This is a genomic window from Collinsella aerofaciens, from assembly GCF_001405375.1.
Taxonomy (GTDB): Bacteria; Actinomycetota; Coriobacteriia; order Coriobacteriales; family Coriobacteriaceae; genus Collinsella; species Collinsella aerofaciens_F.
Genome location: NZ_CYYP01000021.1, coordinates 1 through 20,959, shown reverse-complemented (window position 1 = coordinate 20,959; position 20,959 = coordinate 1). Strand labels below are relative to the sequence as shown.

Here is a 20,959-nt window from a genome sequence, read left to right as displayed (position 1 = left end):
GGCCGCCACGGTTGGATTAGACACTCACCGTTGTCGGCCTAATCCGCGGTCTTTCATGCAGCAGGGGCTCTCAATGTTTTTATGTCCTGCTCATATCGTCTATGCCGGCACCTTGGGACACTCCTTTGCATCCCATGCGGCCCTCATAAGCTGCGGTGAAATACGGACTGTTTAGCGGCCTGAAGCCATAAAACGGTCCGTATTTCACCGCAACTGCGGAGGAGGACCGGGTGGATGGTGGAGTAGCTAAAAGTGCCCCGTCCTTAATTAGCTACTTGGGCTCGGTCGATGTCCATGCTGGCGATCAGGTTGATGTTGGTGTTGAGGAGGTCGGGGAGGACGACGTCGCCCATGCGGATGGGGGCGTTGACGACTAGGCCTCGGATGAGGGCCATGGCTTGGGCGTGGAGTTCTAGCGGGATGGCTTCGGCGGTGCGCACGGGGAGCAGGGCTTCGTCGCCGCCAGATACTGCCACGGTCGTCGTGAGCACGCGCATGGGGCAGGTGAGCTCCTGATGCGCGAACTTATCGCCGCGTGGGCAGTTGTTGCCGGTTACGGAGCGCACTTCTACCACGGCGCCGTCTGCGTCACGCCCTACCTCTACGGTCAGGAGGCATTCGGATGGGCAGGTGGTGCAGTTGAACTGCAGCGTCTCGGTCGCATTCGTGCTCATGAGCTATGCCTCCTCAATGGGATCGACAGACAGAATAATCTCTCTAGCACCTAGGTCGAGTGCGCGCTGAATCACCTTCGCCGGCAGCGGGAAGCTTTCTATGACGCTCGGCTTAAATGCACGGACCTTGCCTGCGAACAGTTCCTCGCCGCCTGCCAGAATACGCACGCGGGCGGCGTCGACGGGTCGGCGCACGCGGAAGTTGAGCTTGGTGAGTGCCACAGCCGTAATGCGTGCCGGCAGCGCGTAGCCCGCGATGCCGGCAGGGGAGACCGAGAGCTCGCAGTCCGGAACGGCGCCCGCGCCGGTCCCCAGCGCGTACGCCGCCGCAGCCGCGCCGGCGCGCTCAGACTCGGTCGTCACGTTGTCGGCCAGGTCGTGCACGTGCAGCACGTTTCCGCAGGCAAAGATGCCCGGCATGCCCGTCTGCAGGCTCTGGTCCACCACGGCGCCGCGCGTGCGCGGGTCAAGCTCAACGCCAGCGGCAACCGAAAGCTCGTTCTCGGGAATCAATCCCACCGAAAGCAGCAGTGTGTCGCACGGAACGATGCGCTCCGTCCCGGCAATGGGCGCCAGGTTCTCGTCGACTTGGCTTACCTCGACGGCCTCCACGCGGTCGTGGCCGATCACGCGTGTGACGGTGGTGGACAGGTGCAGCGGAATTCCAAAATCGTCCAGGCAGTTCTTAACGTTGCGGCGCAGGCCGTTGGCGTACGGCATGAGCTCGTACACGCCCTCGACCGAAATCCCCTCGAGCGTGCAGCGGCGCGCCATGATAAGCCCGATGTCGCCCGAGCCCAAAATGACGTCATGCGAGCCGGGCTTGAGGTTCTCGATATTGATGTATCGCTGCGCCAGGCCGGCCGTAAACACGCCAGCGGGACGGCTGCCGGGGATCTTGATCTCGCTGCGGGTGCGCTCACGGCAACCCATGGCAAGGACGATCGCGTGCCCGGTGAGCTGCAGCATGTCGGCAGGGCTCATGAGCGTGACGGTGTGGACCGCGGTGTCAACTGCAGACTCGCTTGAATCAATCCCAATCACCATGCTGTTCAGGAACAGCGTAATGTCGGTTGCGTGCACCTGGTCGATAAAGCGCTGCGCGTACTCGGGACCGGTGAGCTCCTGTTTAAAGTGCGACAGGCCAAAGCCGGGGTGGATGCACTGGCGGAGGATGCCGCCCAGGTGCTGCTCGCGCTCCACGATGGCTACGCGTGCCCCTGCCATATGCGCGGCCAGCGCGGCCGCCATGCCGGCAGGTCCGCCGCCGATAACGACCACGTCGAAGGCCTGCGTCGACACCGACGTTACAGTTCCGGCCTCCGCGCGTTCGTCGCGCATATCAAACGTCGCCATCCTAGCGCACCCCCTTCAAAGGTCCCTCGACCAGCCAGGAGCCGGCGTCCTCCAGTAATACCTCGCTGAGGTCGCAGCCCAGCTCTCGGGCAAGAATCGCCACCACACGGCTCTGGCAAAAGCCGCTTTGGCACCGACCCATGCCGGCACGGCAGCGGCGCTTGACGCCTTCGACCGAAACCGCGCCCGGGCGGCGTCGAATCGCGGCCACAATCTCGGCCTCGGGCACTGTCTCACAGCGGCAGACGATCTGCCCCCACGCGGGATCGGACTCGATCAGCTCCTCCTTGCGCGCAAGCGGTGCGTGGTCAAAGTCGTCCGGCGCGCGGCGAATCGGGTCCCAATCGTCCCGTTCGCGCAGGGCCACGCCGGCATCGCGCAGTACCTGCTCCATGCGCTCGGCAATGGCTGGCGCGCTTGCCACGCCCGGCGACTGAATGCCCGCCGCCTGGAAAAGCCCCGGCACCACGGCCGACTGTCCAATAAAGAAGTCGTTCGTTCCCTGAATGACTGGACGACCGCCGGCAAACACGCGCACCACGCGGCGCGTGTCCAGATCGGGCACCAGTTTGCGTGCACCGGTCAGGAGCGTGTTGATATCACTCGCATAGGTCTGCGTATCGCCGGGCTCGCGCACGGCGGCCGTCGCGGTAATCACGGTGTTGCCATGTACGGTACCCGTGACGATAACGCCCTTGGACACCGGCGTGGGAACGGGGTAGAGCGGCATGAGCGTGCGCGGTTCCTTGTCCAGCACCACGATGTTGCCCTGGCGCCAGACCATCTGAAACTCCTCGGCGCCCGCCATATGCGAGATGTCGGCGGCGCCGTTGCCCGCAGCGTTGATCAGGTAGCGGCAGCGCACGTTGCCAGCGGAGGTCGCCAGCGTAAAGCGCGCGTCGTCGCCCGAGCCCACGACTTCAATCGCTTCCACCGGAGCGGACCGCATAAACGTCACCCCGTTGGCCACGGCGTTTTCCAGCGCGGCGATGGCAACCTCAAACGGGTCGACAAACCCAGTCGAGGGACACCACAACGCGCACGTTGCATCGGCACTGGCGCGCGGCTCTAACTCGTGGATGCGGTCGGGTCCGACGATTGACAGCTCGGGCACACCGTTGGTAAGGCCATTGCTCCGCAGCTGCTCCAGATGCGCGCGGTCCTCGTCGTTGAAGCCCAACACCATCGAACCGGTGCGGTGGAACAAAAATCCGAGCTCCTGGGCCCAGGCGCCATACAGCTCGCAACCACGGGCGTTGACCTGCGCCTTTACCGTGCCCGGTGCCGGATCGTAGCCGGCATGCACCAGGCCACCGTTGGCCTTCGATGCGCCCAGGGCGATGTCGTTGGCCGCCTCGACCACGCAAATTGACAGGTCATAGCGTACGAGCTGCCGCGCGATGGCGCATCCGGTGATGCCCGCGCCCACAATTGCGATATCAAACGTTTCTGTCACAGTGCCTCCCAGACGAGTTGACAGGCCGTCAATACGACTATCCTACGGTCCGCACACCCCCAGTGCGGCGGCAATGCGGCGAACAGCCTCGCAACACCCGCCAACGGCAGGCGAGGGGAGACCCAGCAATGTCGACAACCTCGTCTGCCGGCTACCACGTTGAAGTTTTGTCTCGATCTGTAACAGTAAGCTGAGGATTTGGCTTCCAGTTGTTACAGATTGAGATTGAAGTCGGGGAGAGATTCTTCTGTCTCGATCTGTAACAGTAAGAGGGGAAATTTGGTCCCAGTTGTTACAGATCGAGACGTTTGCCAGGCGGCCCCTCCGTTTGTCTCGTTCTGTAACATCTAGACCCGAATTCCGCTCCCACCTGTTACAGATTGAGATGTTTGTGTCCGCGCCGGCCCCGTACCCGGCCGTAGTCCCATATAAACAAACCCCGTGGTAAACTTGACCGGACTGTTAATATTCCGAAAGGTACCCGTAATGTCCAAGTACATCTCCGAGCTCATGTCGCCGCAGCTTATGGGCGTCGTCTATGCCTTCGTTGGCTTTATCATCGCCCTGTATGTGCTGTCGGTCGTCTATGTGTTCATCGATGCTCGCCGCCGCGGCGCCAGCGCCTACGTGGCATGGGGCATCATCGCCCTCATCCCGTTTGTAGGCCTCATTGCCTACCTGGTCCTGCGCCCGCACTCCTACGCGTCCGACCGCGAGGAGCAGGAGCTGGACATGGCCCTGCGCGAGCGCCAACTTGCCCAGTACGGTACCTGCCCGCAGTGCGGCGCGCCCATCGAGAAGGACTTTGTCGTCTGCCCGGTGTGCGACACCCAGGTACGCAATGTCTGCCCCAGCTGCCATCGCCCGCTCGATGCGCACTGGAAGGTCTGCCCCTACTGCCGAACTCGCATCCAGTAACGCATCCATCGCCGGGCCGGCCGCAAGCCATGGGCGACGCGCGTCCCGCGCAAGCCACACGCTCAACCCGCCCCACACGATGAAGCATGCGTAGAAAATCGCCCGCCGTGCCATTAAGGTGCGGCGGGCGCTTGTATACCAAGGCAACCTGCCTATAATGATGCAAGTCAAAAACGCCGAGCGCATCGCACGCACTTGCATCAGGCATCCGAGAGGAGAAAACATACCCATGAAGGCACTCTACAATGACGGTTCGGTGGCCGAGCTCCCGCAGGACGAGGTCACGCACGTCATCCGCCACTCCGCCGCGCACATCATGGCGCAGGCCATCAAGCGCCTGTACCCCCAGGCCGACTTTGCCTACGGCCCCGCGACCGACAACGGTTTTTACTACGACGTCGACCTGCCCGAGGGCGTCAAGATCAGCGAGGACGACTTCCCCGCGATCGAGGCCGAGATGAAGAAGATCGTCAAGGAGAACCTCAAGTTCTCCGTGTACGAGAAGCCCCGCGCCGAGGCCATCGCCCTTATGGAGGAGCGCGGCGAGAAGTACAAGGTCGAGCACATCGGCGACCTGGACGACGACGCCCGCATCACCTTCTACCAGCAGGGCGACTACATCGACATGTGCGTCGGTCCCCACATCTGCTACACCAAGGCCCTCAAGGCCTTTAAGCTCACCGGCGTCTCGGGCGCTTACTGGAAGGGCGACAAGGACAACAAGATGCTCACCCGCATCAACGGTGTCGCCTTTGCCACCAAGGAGGAGCTCGACGAGCACATGCACATGCTGGAGGAGGCCAAGAAGCGCGACCACCGCAAGATCGGCCGCGAGATGGACCTCTTTATGATGCGCGACGAGGCCCCCGGCTTCCCGTTCTTCCTGCCCAACGGCATGATCCTTAAGAACACGCTGCTGGACTACTGGCGCGAGATCCACCACAAGGCCGGCTACGTGGAGATCTCCACGCCGCTCATCATGAACAAGCAGCTGTGGAAGACCTCGGGCCACTGGGACCACTACAAGGACAACATGTACTCCACCGTCATCGACGACGAAGAGTACTGCATTAAGCCCATGAACTGCCCGGGCGGCGTGCTGGTGTACGCTTCCAAGCCGCACTCTTACCGCGAGCTGCCCATTCGCGCCGGCGAGATTGGCCTGGTGCACCGCCACGAGCTGCGCGGCGCCCTGCACGGCCTGTTCCGCGTGCGCTGCTTTAACCAGGACGACGCCCACCTGTTTGTGCGTCCCGATCAGCTGACCGACGAGATCGTGGGCGTGGTCAACCTCATCGACTCCGTGTACCAAAAGTTTGGCTTTAAATACCACGTTGAGCTTTCCACCCGCCCCGACGACTCCATGGGTTCCGACGAGGACTGGGCGCGCGCCGAGGAGGGCCTGCGCACCGCTCTGGAGAAGCTGGGCATGGACTACGAGGTCAACGAGGGCGACGGCGCCTTCTACGGCCCTAAGATCGACTTTCACCTTGAGGACTCGCTCGGCCGTACCTGGCAGTGCGGTACCGTTCAGCTCGACTTCCAGATGCCGCTCAACTTTGACCTGGAGTACGTGGACGCCGACGGCACCAAGAAGCGCCCCATCATGCTGCACCGTGTATGCTTTGGCTCCATCGAGCGCTTCATCGGTATTCTGATTGAGCACTTTGCGGGCAAGTTCCCCACCTGGCTGGCTCCCGTGCAGGTCAAGGCCCTTCCGGTCTCCGAGAAGAGCCGCGACTACGCCCACGAGGTGTGCGCCAAGCTGGAGGAGGCCGGCATTCGCGTGGTCTGCGACGACCGCGACGAGAAGATCGGTTACAAGATCCGCGAGGCCCGCAGCATCGACCGCGTGCCCTACATGCTCATCTTGGGCGAGAAGGAGGTCGAGACCGGCAACATCTCCGTCCGCGATCGTTCCAACGAGACCGTTCAGATGGGCGTTGATGAGTTTGTGGCCAAGGTGCTCGAGGAGATCAAGACTCGCGCCTAGCACAAACAATACAAGAATTAACAAAGGCGATCGTCCTCGCGGGCGGTCGCCTTTTTTGTTGTCTAAAGAAGAAAAGCCGCTGGTTAGAGCGGTTTTTTGTTGTGCAAAAAGGTACAGGTTTTTGTAGAGGGGTATGGAGATGCACCCATTCGCGGCGCATTTTGTGCAATCTGAGAAAACGCGAGCAGTTTGCTCGTATAATGAACTCCGTCGAAAGATACAAAAACCTGTACTTTTGCGACTGCGCCTAGCTGCGAGCGAGAAGCCTGTTCTTAACGCCCTTGCATCCGCGTGTGTCGCGGAGACAAGAAAAGGGGGCGAGAGATGGAACAGACAATGCGGCGCCAAGAGCAGCTGCCCGGTGCCTTTAGCGGCTCCACTACCAACTGTCAGCACGGCCGCGTCCGCTGGTATCTGGTCCACACCCCCAACGGTAAAGAGCGCGAGACCTGCGAAAAGGTCCGCCGCATTATCCCGCACGAGCTGATGCAGGACGCTTTTGTGATGCAAAAGGAGTTCTGGTTTAAGCGGGACGGCGCTTGGTCGCTCCAAATCAAACCCATGTACAAGGAATACTTCTTCGTCGCTACGCACGATGCCGCCGCGCTCGATAGGGCTTTGGCCCAGTTGAGCTTTGGCTGTCGCATCGCCGGCAGTAGGGAGCGGGCGTACATGCCCATGCCGGACGATGCACAGGACTGGTACCGCAGCGTGTTGGACGACGACGGTGTTGTGCGCAACAGCGTAGCGCGCATAGAAGACGGCGTGTTGCACATAGAGCAGGGTCCCTTGGTGGGGCAAGAGGCCCGCGTTAAAAAGATCGTCCGCCATAAACGCTGGTGCCTGGTAGACGTGGGCGAAGGTGACTCCGCATTTAGGGAGCTGCTACCGCTCGACGTTCCTAGCAAAACGTAAGGGAGACGTCGCACCAGCTATTCGTTCGCATTTTTGAATTTACCGATTGGGGGATCCCCGGGGAACGGGGACGTAAGTTTGACTGTGACTGCTAAAGAAGTAACAGAGAGCAATGCGCCCGTGGGGGCGGCGCTGATTGCTCAGGCGATGGACCGGCGTGAGGGCGTCGGCCGCTACAAGGCCATGCAATCCATCATGGACTGGGATCGCTCGCGCCTTGTCTATAGGGCCGTGAAGCGTGCGTTCGACATCGTGTTCAGCGGTGCCGCGCTCGTCCTCATCGCGATCCCCGGACTGGTGCTGGCCGCCGCCATCCGCCTCGAGAGCGAGGGGAGCCCCTTCTATAGCCAGATCCGTGTGGGCCGCACCCGTTCCGACGGTAGTTTAACCACTTTTCGCATGTGGAAGTTCCGCTCCATGTACAGGGACGCCGACGAGCGCCTCGCCGAGCTCAAGGAGCAAAACGAGATCGCCGGGGCCATGTTCAAGATGAAGGAGGACCCCCGCGTCACCAAGATCGGCAGGTTTATCCGCAAACACTCCATTGATGAGTTCCCGCAGTTCCTGAACGTTTTCTTGGGCCAGATGTCGGTCGTGGGTCCGCGCCCGCCGCTGCCGAACGAGGTGGCCGAGTACACCGAGTACGACCTGCAGCGCTTGGCCGTGAAGCCCGGGATCACCGGCTGGTGGCAGGTGACGGACCGCAACGACACCGATTTCGACGGCATGGTCCGACGCGACCTGGAGTACATCGCCAAACGCGGCGTGGTCACCGATTTAAAGATTGTTCTCCTCACAGTCGTTGAGGTCTTTACCGGTGGCGGTGCTTACTAGATGACTGAACCGATTAGGGTAGCCCAGATTGTTGGCAAGATGGTTGGCGGCGGCGTCGAGGCCGTTGTCATGAACTATTATCGCCATATTGACCGAAGTAAAGTCCAGTTCGATTTTCTTGTCGATTCAGATTCGACGCTCGTGCCACGTGAAGAGATCGAATCGCTTGGTGGTCGAATCTTTGAGATTCCGCCCTACCAGCATGCGATTGAATATCAGCGAGAGCTTCAAAGCCTCTTTACGCAAGAGGGCTGGAAGATAGTGCACAGCCATATCAACGCGCTTTCCGTCTTTCCGCTTCGCGCCGCGAAGAAGGCAGGGGTACCCGTGCGTATCGCCCACAGCCACTCGACGAGCGGCAAAGGCGAGTTTGCAAAAAATGCCCTTAAAGGCTTTTTGAAACTGTTTTCGACAAGGTATCCAACTGATTTGGCGGCCTGTACTGAGTATGCCGGTAAATGGCTGTTCGGCTCATCCCATTTTACCGTCTTTAATAATGCTATCGATTTGAGCAGTTTTTCTTTCAATCGATCGATTAGGGATGAGCAACGTGCTGGGCTTGGAGCGCAGGACGATACGCTGGTATTGGGGAATATCGGTAGGTTCATCCCCCAGAAGAATCAGCTGTTTTTGCTTGATGTTTTCAAGGCGGTTTATGCTCAGAATCCTGATTCCATCCTTGTTATCTGCGGCGATGGAAAGTTGAGACCGCAGGCGGAGGAAAAGGCGCGCTCGCTGGGAATTGCGTCAGCGGTGCGTTTTCTCGGTCAGATTTCCAATGTACAGGACGTCTATCAGGCGCTTGATTTATTCGTTCTCCCTAGTCTGTACGAGGGCCTCGGAATGGTCGCGATTGAGGCCCAGGTCTCCGGTCTCCCGTGCATCTGCTCTGAGAGGGTCCCCAACGAGGTCGCGCTATCCGGTCGGTGCAGCTTCGTTCCGCTGAGTGCGGGCATTGAGGGCTGGTCCAATGCGATCCTTACCACACGCACAGATGTCGTTAATCGTTCCGATCCCCAAGCATCTCTGGGGCTTGAATCTTATGACATCTTTAGGGCAGCGCCCAAGCTCGAAGAGTACTACCTGAAGTTATTTGAAACGGTGAATTAATGAAAATTTGTATTTTAACGTGGCTCCATAATCAAAATTTCGGTACGTTGCTTCAGGCTTATGCCCTACAGCAGTTTTTGAAGGCAGAAGGGCATGACGTTGTCGACGCCGACTATCTTCCCTGCGTTAAAGAAAAGCTACTGAACTGGGCGATCAACCGGAACTCCTTCGATTTATTTGCTGGCAAAGCACGCGAGCTATTCAATCGCAAGAAGGAACATGATGACTTCGGATCCTCGACGGCTGACGTATTCAATCGCTTTTTGAGCCAGAACATCGAGACCACTGATCGGATTGTCGATACAGACGGACTGGTCGATTTACGGGGAAAATACGATGCATACGTCTGCGGATCTGATCAAATCTGGTCCCCTTATCTTTTGAATAGGAATTTCTATCTCTCCTTTCTAAGCGACAGCGATAAGAGAATCGCGTATGCACCCAGCTTCGGTGTCACGAGCACCACGCAGAGGAAGAAAAAGATCATTACCGATCTGATTAAAACGTTCAGCTCTGTGTCTGTTCGTGAAGATGCGGGCGCGGATTTTGTCGAATCCCTCGGTCTCGAGCGCCCTTCACAGGTTGTGGACCCTGTCCTGCTCCTGTCGAAAGAGGACTGGGCCCCGCTCATCAACGGTAAATGTCCTGAGCCCGGGAAAATCGTCTGCTATTTCCTTGGGAATAGGCCGTTTTACAGGAAAGCTGTCGATTCGATTTCAAAAGAGCTCGGCTGCGAGGTCGTGACGCTTGTCGGTTCAGGTAAAAATGCTGTCGACGAGCAGCTCAATCCGCGTTACGGGCTTGGTCCCGATGAATGGCTCGCTTATCTGGCGAGCGCGCGGTTCGTGTTAACCGATTCGCTGCACGGTACGCTGTTTTCTCAAATTTTCCGCAAAGACTATTACTGCTTCAAGAGATTTGAGGAGACCGACAAGCGCTCTCAAAACTCTCGAGTCGAGAGCCTCTCGAGGCTTTCGAATACCGAGGATCGTCTGCTAGATGGCTATGACAGTCACATGAACGCTACGGGAATCGAGGGCTATGAGAAGCGACTGTCCGACGTGGAGTCGCTCATCACGTTTTCGAAAAAATGGCTCTTGGATGCTCTTGAGCAATAGGGGGAAAGTTAGCTTGAGCAAGAACATCGACACAGTTTCTCACCGGGCCTGCTTTGGTTGCGGAGCTTGCGCGGCCAAATGCCCTTTTTCCGCTATTACTATGCGTACCTCGCCCGACGGTTTCGAATATCCCGTGGTGGACGCAGCGAGATGCACCTCCTGCGGTCTTTGCCTGCGTACCTGTCCGGCCGAAAACCAAGTCGACGCGGACTCGGAGGCCATTCGCGCCGCTGTCTTGCAGAGCGATGACCCGGACGAGCTCGCGCAAAGTTCGTCCGGCGGCGTCTTCTCCCTTCTTGCGAAACGTATACTATCGGACGGCGGGCGCGTTTACGGCGCCGCCTGGGATGGCGTCGATCACGTCAGGCATATCGGTATATCCGAGCTTGCCGAAATCGCGCTCCTGCAAAAGTCCAAATATGTCCAGAGCGATGCTAGCGAATCGTATCCCGAAGTGCTCAGCGATCTCAAATCCGGCAAGCGAGTCCTCTTCAGCGGTACTCCTTGTCAGGTTTCCGCGCTGCGTCTCTATTTGGGTAAACCGATGGATGGGCTGACAACCGTCAGCGTTGTTTGCCACGGTGTACCAAGCTCTTCCATGTTTCGTTCCTATGTTGGCTGGCTCGAGCTTCGGGAGAAGTCCGATGTCACCGCACTGACTTTTAGAGATAAATCGAAATTCGGATGGGGCCATAACATAAAAATCGAGTTATCCGACGGCAGGATTATAAAGAGACCCGCTGCATTCGATCCCTTTTATGGTTCCTACATCAAAGGCCTGATCAGCAGATCGTCTTGCTACGGCTGTCCTTTCAGAGGGTGCGACAGTCCTGCCGACATCATCCTCGGTGATTCCTGGCGTTCTGAGTCTGTCCAAGACTGCGGACATCCCGAGAAGGGTGTTTCGGCCGTTATCGTGAAGACCGAGCGCGGGGCAAAATTGATCGATGAAATAGGCGATTACGTCGCCTACTCTAACAACGGCCTTGCTCCGGATGATGTGCTGCTGCATGAAGATCCTAATAAGCGCTCTGATCTTGAGGAGAGGCGCGATGCCGTTATCGAGCAGTTCGAGGCTACAGGATTACAAGTCTTTGATTCCGTCCTGGCGCCGAATGCGACTCTTTTCGACCGTCTGAAAATGCTGCTCCCCCCGTCGATGCGCCTGCGTGTAAAGCGGTTTGTCCGATCTATTAAACCTAGGACCGTGCATGAGTAACTTCACCACAGTGATAACGATTTGCGACCGTCCCCATATCGGGGGCGGAGCTTCAAAAATCGCAATCGAAACAGCAGCTGCTCTGGCGAGGATAGGTGTCAACAGCTATTTCTTTTCAGCGTTGGGTGACCCCGATCCCTCCTTAATCGAATCGGGCGTTGTTTGTGTCAATTGCGGGCAGAACGACGTCCTGAACGGGGGCGTCTCCGGCGCTGCTCAGGGTATCTGGAACAGGCGCTCGGAAACGGCGCTGGATGATCTACTGAAGCAGCTCGATCCGAAGACGACGGTCGTCCACGTTCACTCTTGGACGCACTCCCTTTCTCCCTCGATATTCACGGCCATAGGGCGACGGGGGTTCAAGTGCCTGATCACAGCCCATGAGTACTTCCTCGTTTGTTCCAACGGTGGACTCTACGATTATGTTAATCATTGCAACTGCGGAATTGCCCCCGGTTCTCCGAAGTGCCTGCTGCACAACTGTGACAAGCGCTCATATATCCAAAAACTGTATCGATCCGTTCGCTTTTCCGTGCAGGGATATGTTTTGAGAGCGCTGCGCCCGGCTGTCGCCTTCGTTTCAGATTCCAGTCGTCGGTTGATTGAGCCCTATCTAACATGGGATGCCGAGCGATTCGACTGTTTAAATTACGTCGATGCGGACAAATTCCAGCATGGGTTTGATGCAGATTGCGAGGCTTACCTATTCGTTGGTCGCCTGAGCCCTGAAAAGGGCTGCGATTTATTTTGCGAAGCCGCCAGTAGGGCCGGTGTGGACGCTATCGTCATCGGTGACGGTACCGAATTGAAGAGGCTGTCGGACAGTTATCCGGATATCAAATTCATGGGCGCGCTGCCCCATGACAAGGTGCTTTCCGTCATGACGCGGTCACGTGCAATCGTTATGCCCTCGGTTTGCCGAGAGACGTTCGGGCTTGTCGCCTATGAGGCCATGATCGCTGCCGGTCTGCCGTGCATCGTCTCTGATGTCGGCGACGCTGCCTCCTTTGTGAGGTCGAAAGGTCTCGGCGAGGTCTTCAGCGCGGGCAATGCCGAGTCGCTATCCGCCGCAATGGTCAATATGCTCGATCCCGATGTTTACTCGCGTTACAGGGGGGCGGTTGAGAAGGCGGACTTCAGCTGCCTCGAAAAGACCGCGTATGTAGAACGTCTTATCGGTATTTACGATCAGCTAATGGCTAAGCTTTAATTGGATGAAGGTTTTTAATGGTTACGGTTGTGATGTCAGTTTACAACGGCACGCGATATCTTACTGAGCAGCTAGATAGCTTAAGACTTCAGACAGTGTCTCCGGACCGAGTGCTGATTGCGGATGATTGCTCGACAGACGGGTCGTTCGATCACATTGTCAAATATATCGAGGAACACGGACTCGGTAATTGGACCATCAACAAGAATCGCTCTAATTTCGGCTGGCGCAAGAGCTTTAAGCGGCTTCTCGACCTTGCATCCATAGACGATGGAATCGTCTTCCCGTGCGACCAGGATGATATCTGGGAACCCGATAAAATCGCTGTGATGTCCTCAATCCTCGAGAAGGACCCCTCTATCGACGTTCTCAGCTGCGCCGTCGAGCCGTTTTATGAGAGCGGCGGTAAAAAAGTAACAGTCTATGGTGCTGTCGATGATTCCAAACCTCTGGACGATTTGGAGGCCCCGGTTTTCGATAGCAAGTTTATGTCGGTACGGCGCCCTGGATGTTCGTATGCCGTAAAATCGAGTTTTATAAGGGAAATCATGCCATATTGGCAGGATGATTTTGCTCATGACGGTATGTTATGGCGCTTCTCATTACTGAAGGGGACCCTCAGACTTCTAAATCAGCCCTTGATTCGGTTCCGTAGGCATGACTCTAATGCAACTGAGATGCGACATATTGACAGGAAATCTCGTGTTGCTGAGATAGGGATGTGCTTGAGATTTTCTAAGGTTTTAGAAGAATACTGCAGTAGTAATCCTGGCGATTATCGTATATCTTCTGCGCATATAGAGCATTACGGTTCTGTTTTAAATGCCCGTTTGCACTTGCTCGTAGGTGGCCTAAAAATAAGTGATTTAGGCACCATTCTAAAATATCGTAAGTATGAACTGTCAAATCGTTCCCTGCTTGGTGACTTTAAGGCCTTAATCAGTTCCTGTGACAGTAAGTAGGTGTTTAGAATGCTTGAGCTATTTACTAATGAATTCACTATTTTGATTTTCGCCGCAATCTTAAGTGTCATTTCTCCCGTTAAAGGACTATTTTTTTCTGTTCTAGGATTGCTCGTTTTCAAAGAAGTTCTTTCTGGGCGTCTCTACAAAGTGTTTTTAAATAACGCCATTCCCATTGTCGTTATGGGCGCGATAGTTTTCTTTTCTGCTATTGCGTTTACGTCCCGAAGCATTAACGAATCCCTCCTTACGGTCTGCTCGTATTTCTTTTGCATTCTTCTTGGTTATATTTACGGTAAAGCAAAGAATGATGACTGGGTTGAGTCTGCATTGCTTATGCTTCGCAACGTTATGGTGTTCGCCTGCCTATTTAGCTTTGTCCTTGAAATTGTTTTAGGTCAACGACTAGTTACAAATGGTTCCTTTTCTTTTCTGCAAACTGTAACGATTGATAATCCATCCTTGTATCGACTGCGTAGTTTTTTCGGTCATGCAATCGTATTTGGCCAAATGATAGTTATTGCTGTGGTAATTAACTATAAATTGGAGACGGGCAGGATGAAACGTCTCTTATGCTCTGTAGTTCTTTTGGTCGCTCTGCTTCTGACAAAGAGTCGTAGCGCGTGGATTATTCTCATTGCTTTAGCATCGGTGTACCTGGTCTTTCGCCTAAAGAACCCCGAGTATTCTAAATGGAATTTAATTGCCCTTTTAATTCCAGCTGTATTGCTACTCGTTTTTATTCTCTACAAGTTTGGACTGTTTAACTTTGTGGCTTCTCGATTTGGTGAGCTTGAAACTGATGTTTCATATAGCCAGCGTTCCGGAGCCATTGCCTATATTATTCATAGCTTTTTAAGCAGGCCGCTGTTTTGGCTTACTGGAAATGGTTTTGGCAGTAGTCGCGTGACTATGCTGGGCACGACGGTTGAAATTAGCGGTTTTTCAACGGTGGATAATGGTTTCCTTGCAATGCTGTATGAATATGGTTTTCTTGGAATTTGTAGCTTTGTATTCTTGATAATTTCCGCTGGCATCGGTTCGTTCAGGTCGGGTTGCGAACTCGATCAAGTACTATTTACCGTCTCCTGTATATGCTGTGCGGAGCTCATATTTTATTGTGAGCTTGGTTGGTGGGTGCCAACGGTTATCTTGTTTGCTTCCTGTGGACTCGTTCTGGGTAGAACGAGTGCTCGGTATTCAGATTTGTGCGAGTCAGGCCCATCCTTGATTTCTGAATAAATCAAGGATGTTAGTTTAAACAAACGAGGTTGAATGAATTATTCGTCTATTGCACGCAACACTATGATTGCGTTTGCTGCACAGTTTATTTCTCTATCGGTCAGTGTCGTCATGTCACTGCTCGTGCCGAAAATCGTTGGTGTTGCTGATTATGGATACTGGCAGCTGTTCATGTTTTATACGACCTATTCCGGCTTTTTTCACCTTGGCCTGAATGATGGTGTCTACTTGATTAACGGGGGTCTCTCTCGTGATGAAATCGATAAGAGCTCAATAAAATCCCAGTATATCTTCGGTGCTTGTTTCCAGGCAGTGATTTGCCTCGGCATCACTTTTGTTTCGTTGCCTCTTGTCGATGACGCAAATCGAGTATTTGTTATCGCGTCTTTTGCGCTTTACATCGTCGTCTATAACCTGACAAGTTATTTGGGCTTTGTCTTTCAGGCTATGAACGAAACTAAGCTATTTTCGTTTTCTACAATGCTAGACAGGCTGGTGTTTCTGGCTCCGCTCCTTGTTTTAATTGGATTTAAGGTTTCGGACTACCATCCCTATGTCTACGCGTATCTCGTTTCGAAGATTATTGCGCTCATATATTGCTCTTGGATGGGCAGGGATATCCTATGTGCTAAATCAGTGTCTTTTGGCAACTCGCTTAAGGACGGTATCCGCAGTATCATCGTCGGCGTAAAGCTGATGATTGCGAACATCGCCGACACACTGATCCTCGGGGTATCTAGGTTTCTTATCGATCATTTTTGGGGTATCGTCGCCTTTGCAAAAATTTCGTTCTCCCTCTCTCTTGTCAATTTCTTTATCACTTTTGTCTCGCAGGCGAGCATGGTCTTATTTCCTGCTCTTAGGACAGGTTCTGATGAGGAGAGAGTTCGTTTTTACATTGGCATAAGAAATGCCATCGAACTCATTTTTCCTGCAATCTTTTTGTTCTATTTCCCTATGGTTTGGTTTTTGGGGGCGTGGCTTCCTCAATATGCCGAGAGCCTTAGATATTTTGCGCTCTTACTTCCGATATGCGTCTTCAATACAAAGATGAGCCTTTGCTGTACTACCTATTTCAAGGTTCTTCGTAAAGAACAGCTGCTCCTGAAGTTGAATATCGTCACTGTTATTTGTAGCGCTGTTTTTTCGATATTCGGTGTTCTTGTTCTTAACTCACTCGACGCCGTCCTGTGTGGCGCCGTTATCTGCATTATTGGCAGGTCGTTGTGGTCCGAGCTCTATCTGAACGAACAGCTTAGTGCCCCTGGTTCAACTAGGCCGTTTCAGGAAATCCTGCTTACAGCCGCTTTTGTCTTGTTCACTGAGCTTTTATCTGGTGGAACTGCGGCGATTCTATATGCATTAGTCTACGTTGGCTATCTCTTGCTTAATCATTCTGCGCTGAAAAGCGTTGCTTCATGTTTGACCAAACTGAAGAAACAGCGATAGCTACATCAAAATGGATTGGATTTTAATATGAAAGGCATCATCCTCGCCGGCGGCTCCGGCACCCGCCTGTACCCGCTCACGCTCGTGACCTCCAAGCAGCTGCTGCCGGTCTACGACAAGCCCATGATCTACTACCCGCTGTCCACCCTCATGCTGGCGGGCATCCGGGACATCCTGGTCATCTCCACGCCGACGGACCTCCCCAACTTCGAGCGCCTGCTCGGGGACGGCTCGCGCTACGGAGTGAACCTGCTCTACGCCGAGCAGCCCTCGCCCGACGGCCTGGCGCAGGCCTTCACCATCGGCGAGGACTTCATCGCCGGCGAGCCGTGCGCCCTGGTGCTCGGCGACAACATCTTCTACGGCAACGGGCTCAGCCGCCACCTGAAGATGGCCGTCGAGAACGCGCAGTCGGGCCGCGCCACGGTCTTCGGCTACCACGTGGACGACCCCGAGCGCTTCGGCGTCGTGGAGTTCGACGGCGAGGGCAGGGCCGTCTCCATCGAGGAGAAGCCCGAGCGCCCCAAGAGCTCCTACGCCGTCACCGGCCTGTACTTCTACCCGGGCGACGTGGCCGCCAAGGCGCATGAGGTGCAGCCCTCCGCGCGCGGCGAGCTCGAGATCACCGACCTCAACCGGATGTACCTGGAGGAGGGGACGCTGTCCGTCGTCACCCTGGGCCGCGGCTACGCGTGGCTGGACACCGGCACCATGGAGAGCCTGCACGAGGCCGCGGAGTTCGTCCGCGCCGTGGAGCACTCCCAGGACCTGCCGGTCTCGGTCCCCGAGGAGATCGCCTGGGAGAACGGCTGGATCACGACCGAGGGGCTCAGGCAGGCCGCGGAGGCCTACGGCAAGTCGGTCTACGGGCGGCACCTGAAGAAGGTCGCCGCCGGCGAGATCGTCAACAGCCCGCGCGAGTACTAATCCGATCCAATGGGAGATAGAAATATGTCTGAAGAGCTCTTTGAGCCCAGGAACATCATCGTCACGGGCGGCTGCGGCTTCATCGGCAGCAACTTCGTGCACTACGTGGTGGATAACCACCCGGGCGTCCACGTCACCGTCCTGGACAAGCTGACCTACGCCGGCAACCCCGAGAACATCGCGGGGCTCCCCTCCGACCGCGTGGAGCTCGTCGTCGGCGACATCTGCGACGCGGAGCTGCTCGACGAGCTGGTCCCCGGTCACGACGCCATCGTGCACTACGCCGCCGAGAGCCACAACGACAACTCCATCGCCGACCCCGAGCCCTTCCTGCGCACCAACGTGGAGGGCACCTTCCGCCTGCTGGAGGCCGTCCGCAAATACGGAATCCGCTACCACCACGTCTCCACCGACGAGGTCTACGGCGACCTGGCGCTCGACGACCCGGCGAAGTTCACCGAGGAGACGCCGTATCACCCGAGCAGCCCGTACTCGAGCACCAAGGCGTCCTCCGACATGCTCGTGCGCGCCTGGACCCGCACCTACGGCCTGCGCGCCACGATCTCCAACTGCTCCAACAACTACGGCCCCTACCAGCACGTGGAGAAGTTCATCCCCAGGCAGATCACGAACATCGTCGACGGCGTGCGCCCCAAGCTCTACGGCCGCGGCGAGAACGTCCGAGACTGGATCCACACCGAGGACCACTCCTCGGCCGTCTGGGACATCCTCACCAAGGGCCGCACGGGGGAGACCTACCTCATCGGCGCCGACGGCGAGAGGGACAACATCACGGTCCTGCGCATGATCCTCGAGGCCATGGGCCGCGACCCCGAGGACTTCGACTGGGTCGCCGACCGCCCCGGCCACGACCGCCGCTACGCCATCGACAGCACCAAGCTCCAGCGCGAGCTCGGCTGGAGGCCGGCGCACACCGACTTCGCCGGGGGCCTGAAGCAGACCATCGACTGGTACGTGGCCAACGAGTCCTGGTGGCGCCCGGCCAAGGAGGCCACCGAGGCCCGCTACCGCGCACAGGGGTGGTAGGTGATGTGGTGCCGGAACGTGGCACTTGTGCTCCGTTAAAAGGGCTTGAGCCGCTGTGCATCGAAAACGCGCATGCTATTCGTGCGTTTGGCCATCCTACATAAGGGCGCGGTGGTCATGTTGGGGATCGTCGCGGAGCTGCCCTTGCATCCCGCGTTGGATGATTCTGCCAATTGTTGTTGCGGTTAACGGGTTTTCTCCAACGATAAATCCCCATCAGCTGAATTTTTGCTGTGTGCTGATTGTCGTTGACTGCCTTTCGCAGAACCGTCGAAGACTTGCATAAGCATTTTTGTCTTGTTGGTGTCGAGCGGGCAATCCATGCGGATGAGCGCACTCCCCTTACTTTGACAGCTCATTTTTGGTGCTCGCTGTTTTATTTTCTCTGTGGCCGCTTGGATTGCTTCTAAGTGAACGTGAGCAACTAGTTGGCTTTGCATGAAACGTCATGCCATTGAATCGCTCATGGCGTGGTTAAAAAGGGATCTCGTGATGTGTTCTCACCAAAAGTCTTTCCCGTGTTTCTGTGTTTAATGGGAATTGCTCGACTTGAGGGTTTCTTTCTTATGTGAATGGCGATTTTGTTTAAGTTGAAAAGCAAATAATCCTCCATTTCATATAGTGCTTGTTCAGGTAACTGAGTCTGTTGGGCTGGGTGCCTCTCACGTCGGTATCTATTTGGATTTTGAAATGTGAGTCAGATTGGTAATATCTAACTAGATAAAAATTGCTCTAAGCAAATCGATTGGACAGAGACATGCTGTTTACTCTTGATGAACAATTGCAGAGAGGCTTTGATTCGTGTAATACTGAATCTGAAGAAGACTTTGGGGCGACTGCAAGTGAGTTTAACAGTCTCTCCGTTTCATCCTCTGACTGGACCGTGGAGACGCTTTACGGTCAAATTAAGAAAGGCAATATTGATTTGTCTCCTTCCTTTCAAAGAAGACAAGTCTGGGATGCTCGTAAAAAGTCTGCTTTCATCGAGTCGCTTATCTTGGGCATTCCGGTTCCGCAAATCGTAATTGCACAAAATCCCAATGGCCGCGGGAAGTATCTTGTTCTTGATGGTAAGCAGCGCCTCCTTAGCGTCTTAGATTTTTATGAAAATCGTCTTCCGCTTTCTCAGCCCGATTTATTGACGGACCTTAAGGGCTTGAAGTATGAAGAACTCGAGGGAGACTATAAAGACGCTCTTGACAACGCAACGATCAGGGCGGTCAGGCTTGTAGGATGGAATAACGATTCCGTTTTGTATTCCATTTTTTATAGGCTGAATTCAGGAAGCGTCTCGCTTAATACTCAAGAATTGCGTAGTGCTTTATTTCCGGGTAGTTTCACAAAATATGCGACGCAATTTACCGAGCGTGATTATACTTTTGCCCAGTTGTTTAGCAAGTCAGCTGACTGCGAAGACTTTCGCATGAGGGACATTGAGATGCTGACAAGGTATTGCGGGGTCGTGTATAGGCCTTCTTTGTACAATGGTAACTTAAAGGAGTTCCTTGACTCTACGACGCAATGGCTAAATCTAATGGATGATCCCACGCAATACGAGGTTATGGCATCCGAAGCGGTAGCCACGATTTCTGCATGTAAATCGCTTTATGAAATCGTCTCGGCCAATAATGGGGGATTAGCGGTACCGGTTTTCTCTCTAATTCAAAGAGAGAAAAAACCGAGTTTCAATAGGGCTGTGTTCGATTCCCTATGTTATCCCTTGAATGACAAAGAAGTTCGTAAGGCGATTTTAGATCATGAAGCCGAGGTGGCAATGTCACTTCAGAGAATTTTGTCCTCTCCGGATTTTATATCTCAATGTACGGTTTCTACCAAAACAAAGACTGCGTTAGTTTCTCGTGTTGATTTATGGGCAAAACAATTGCATGAAACCATTGAATGTTCTGTTAATACGCTCAGCTTTGGTGGGGATGGGAAGACAGTTGTGCAGTCCACTATACGTTGATTTGCGTAACAGGGTTAACTCGCTTGCAAGTCATTTCCTGCCCGAGGAATCCGACCCTCTTGGGGATTATAGTGATAATCAGCAAATCGATGCTTCTGCTTGTGTTTTATTAACGCATGCAGAAGTTGAAACCTATCTTGAGGGCTTGTCACGCAAATTGGGTGCCGTTGCTTTGGCTCAAATTGAAGAAGGGTGTTACTCCGAGCTCTCAAGTGCTTTTCTTTTTGCAGCCGGTTCCGATAAAAAGGTTTTAAAAGACAATCCTAACTCACTGGAAAACGCATCTAAGGCTTTTCTTGGCATACGAAACGAACAGATTAATGCCAACAATGGCATTAAAGAGAATAATTTAAATACCTTGTTCAGCCCGTTTTTATTGGCTGATGTTAGATTTTCGGATGATCTAATTCCGGCTCTTAATTCATTCGGCGCTCTTCGCGGGCGCTGCGCTCATACAGATCGCGTCGAAAATGTTGGTGTAAGGGTGACACCCTAGCGCCCGTTTAACGAAGAACGGCCTTCGTCCTAGAATCTGAAATCACCACAACAACAGGTTCTAGGAA

Annotated in this window: 18 protein-coding genes; 15 read left to right on the top strand and 3 right to left on the bottom strand. The window is 55.0% G+C overall.

Annotation, left to right across the window (positions count from 1 at the left end; translation table 11 throughout):
- Positions 1 to 263: 263 nt before the first annotated feature.
- Genes ARB25_RS09135 through ARB25_RS09125 form a run of 3 tightly spaced genes read right to left on the bottom strand, consistent with a single transcriptional unit; the run spans position 264 to position 3,486 of the window.
- Positions 264 to 674: a DUF1667 domain-containing protein gene (locus ARB25_RS09135; RefSeq protein WP_055287521.1), complete on the bottom strand. Its 411-nt coding sequence runs from the start codon at positions 672 to 674 to the stop codon at positions 264 to 266.
- 3 nt (positions 675 to 677) lie between these two features.
- Positions 678 to 2,030: an NAD(P)/FAD-dependent oxidoreductase gene (locus tag ARB25_RS09130; RefSeq protein WP_082421959.1), complete on the bottom strand. Its 1,353-nt coding sequence runs from the start codon at positions 2,028 to 2,030 to the stop codon at positions 678 to 680.
- Position 2,031: 1 nt separating this feature from the next.
- On the bottom strand, positions 2,032 to 3,486 hold the full coding sequence (locus ARB25_RS09125; RefSeq protein ID WP_055287519.1) for an NAD(P)/FAD-dependent oxidoreductase: 1,455 nt from the start codon (positions 3,484 to 3,486) through the stop codon (positions 2,032 to 2,034).
- Between the two features lie 486 nt (positions 3,487 to 3,972).
- Between ARB25_RS09125 and ARB25_RS09120 the strand changes: the two genes are divergently transcribed.
- From ARB25_RS09120 to ARB25_RS10070, 15 genes are all read left to right on the top strand, one after another.
- Entirely contained in the window at positions 3,973 to 4,404 is a 432-nt protein-coding gene (locus tag ARB25_RS09120) for a double zinc ribbon domain-containing protein (protein ID WP_055251579.1), read from the top strand.
- A 229-nt stretch (positions 4,405 to 4,633) separates the two neighbouring features.
- Entirely contained in the window at positions 4,634 to 6,397 is a 1,764-nt protein-coding gene (thrS, locus tag ARB25_RS09115) for a threonine--tRNA ligase (protein ID WP_055287518.1), read from the top strand.
- 324 nt (positions 6,398 to 6,721) lie between these two features.
- Positions 6,722 to 7,312, top strand: a complete 591-nt coding sequence (locus ARB25_RS09110; protein ID WP_055287516.1) for a hypothetical protein — start codon at positions 6,722 to 6,724, stop codon at positions 7,310 to 7,312.
- A gap of 84 nt (positions 7,313 to 7,396) precedes the next feature.
- On the top strand, positions 7,397 to 8,146 hold the full coding sequence (locus tag ARB25_RS09105) for a sugar transferase (protein ID WP_253276085.1): 750 nt from the start codon (positions 7,397 to 7,399) through the stop codon (positions 8,144 to 8,146).
- Complete coding sequence (locus ARB25_RS09100; RefSeq protein WP_070100768.1) at positions 8,147 to 9,256, top strand: glycosyltransferase family 1 protein; 1,110 nt, start codon at positions 8,147 to 8,149, stop codon at positions 9,254 to 9,256. It begins immediately after the preceding gene.
- Positions 9,256 to 10,374, top strand: a complete 1,119-nt coding sequence (locus ARB25_RS09095; protein WP_055287515.1) for a polysaccharide pyruvyl transferase family protein — start codon at positions 9,256 to 9,258, stop codon at positions 10,372 to 10,374. The genes ARB25_RS09100 and ARB25_RS09095 overlap by 1 nt, the downstream gene beginning before the upstream one ends.
- Positions 10,375 to 10,387: 13 nt before the next feature.
- Complete coding sequence (locus ARB25_RS09090; RefSeq protein ID WP_172676359.1) at positions 10,388 to 11,593, top strand: Coenzyme F420 hydrogenase/dehydrogenase, beta subunit C-terminal domain; 1,206 nt, start codon at positions 10,388 to 10,390, stop codon at positions 11,591 to 11,593.
- On the top strand, positions 11,586 to 12,803 hold the full coding sequence (locus tag ARB25_RS09085) for a glycosyltransferase (RefSeq protein WP_055287512.1): 1,218 nt from the start codon (positions 11,586 to 11,588) through the stop codon (positions 12,801 to 12,803). The genes ARB25_RS09090 and ARB25_RS09085 overlap by 8 nt, the downstream gene beginning before the upstream one ends.
- Positions 12,804 to 12,820: 17 nt before the next feature.
- Positions 12,821 to 13,765 (top strand): glycosyltransferase, encoded by a 945-nt coding sequence (locus ARB25_RS09080; protein ID WP_055287510.1) that lies wholly within the window; start codon positions 12,821 to 12,823, stop codon positions 13,763 to 13,765.
- Between the two features lie 9 nt (positions 13,766 to 13,774).
- The gene (locus ARB25_RS09075) at positions 13,775 to 15,007 is read left to right on the top strand and encodes an O-antigen ligase family protein (RefSeq protein ID WP_055287508.1); all 1,233 of its coding nucleotides are present in this window, start codon (positions 13,775 to 13,777) and stop codon (positions 15,005 to 15,007) included.
- 33 nt (positions 15,008 to 15,040) lie between these two features.
- Positions 15,041 to 16,456: an MATE family efflux transporter gene (locus ARB25_RS09070; RefSeq protein WP_055287507.1), complete on the top strand. Its 1,416-nt coding sequence runs from the start codon at positions 15,041 to 15,043 to the stop codon at positions 16,454 to 16,456.
- A gap of 27 nt (positions 16,457 to 16,483) precedes the next feature.
- The gene (gene rfbA / locus ARB25_RS09065; RefSeq protein ID WP_055287505.1) at positions 16,484 to 17,383 is read left to right on the top strand and encodes a glucose-1-phosphate thymidylyltransferase RfbA; all 900 of its coding nucleotides are present in this window, start codon (positions 16,484 to 16,486) and stop codon (positions 17,381 to 17,383) included.
- A 24-nt stretch (positions 17,384 to 17,407) separates the two neighbouring features.
- On the top strand, positions 17,408 to 18,430 hold the full coding sequence (rfbB, locus tag ARB25_RS09060) for a dTDP-glucose 4,6-dehydratase (RefSeq protein WP_055287503.1): 1,023 nt from the start codon (positions 17,408 to 17,410) through the stop codon (positions 18,428 to 18,430).
- A 757-nt stretch (positions 18,431 to 19,187) separates the two neighbouring features.
- Positions 19,188 to 20,396, top strand: coding sequence for a DUF262 domain-containing protein (locus tag ARB25_RS09055; RefSeq protein ID WP_055287502.1), 1,209 nt, complete (start codon positions 19,188 to 19,190; stop codon positions 20,394 to 20,396).
- Positions 20,362 to 20,892 (top strand): HEPN domain-containing protein, encoded by a 531-nt coding sequence (locus ARB25_RS10070; RefSeq protein ID WP_156327728.1) that lies wholly within the window; start codon positions 20,362 to 20,364, stop codon positions 20,890 to 20,892. The genes ARB25_RS09055 and ARB25_RS10070 overlap by 35 nt, the downstream gene beginning before the upstream one ends.
- Positions 20,893 to 20,959 lie beyond the last annotated feature (67 nt).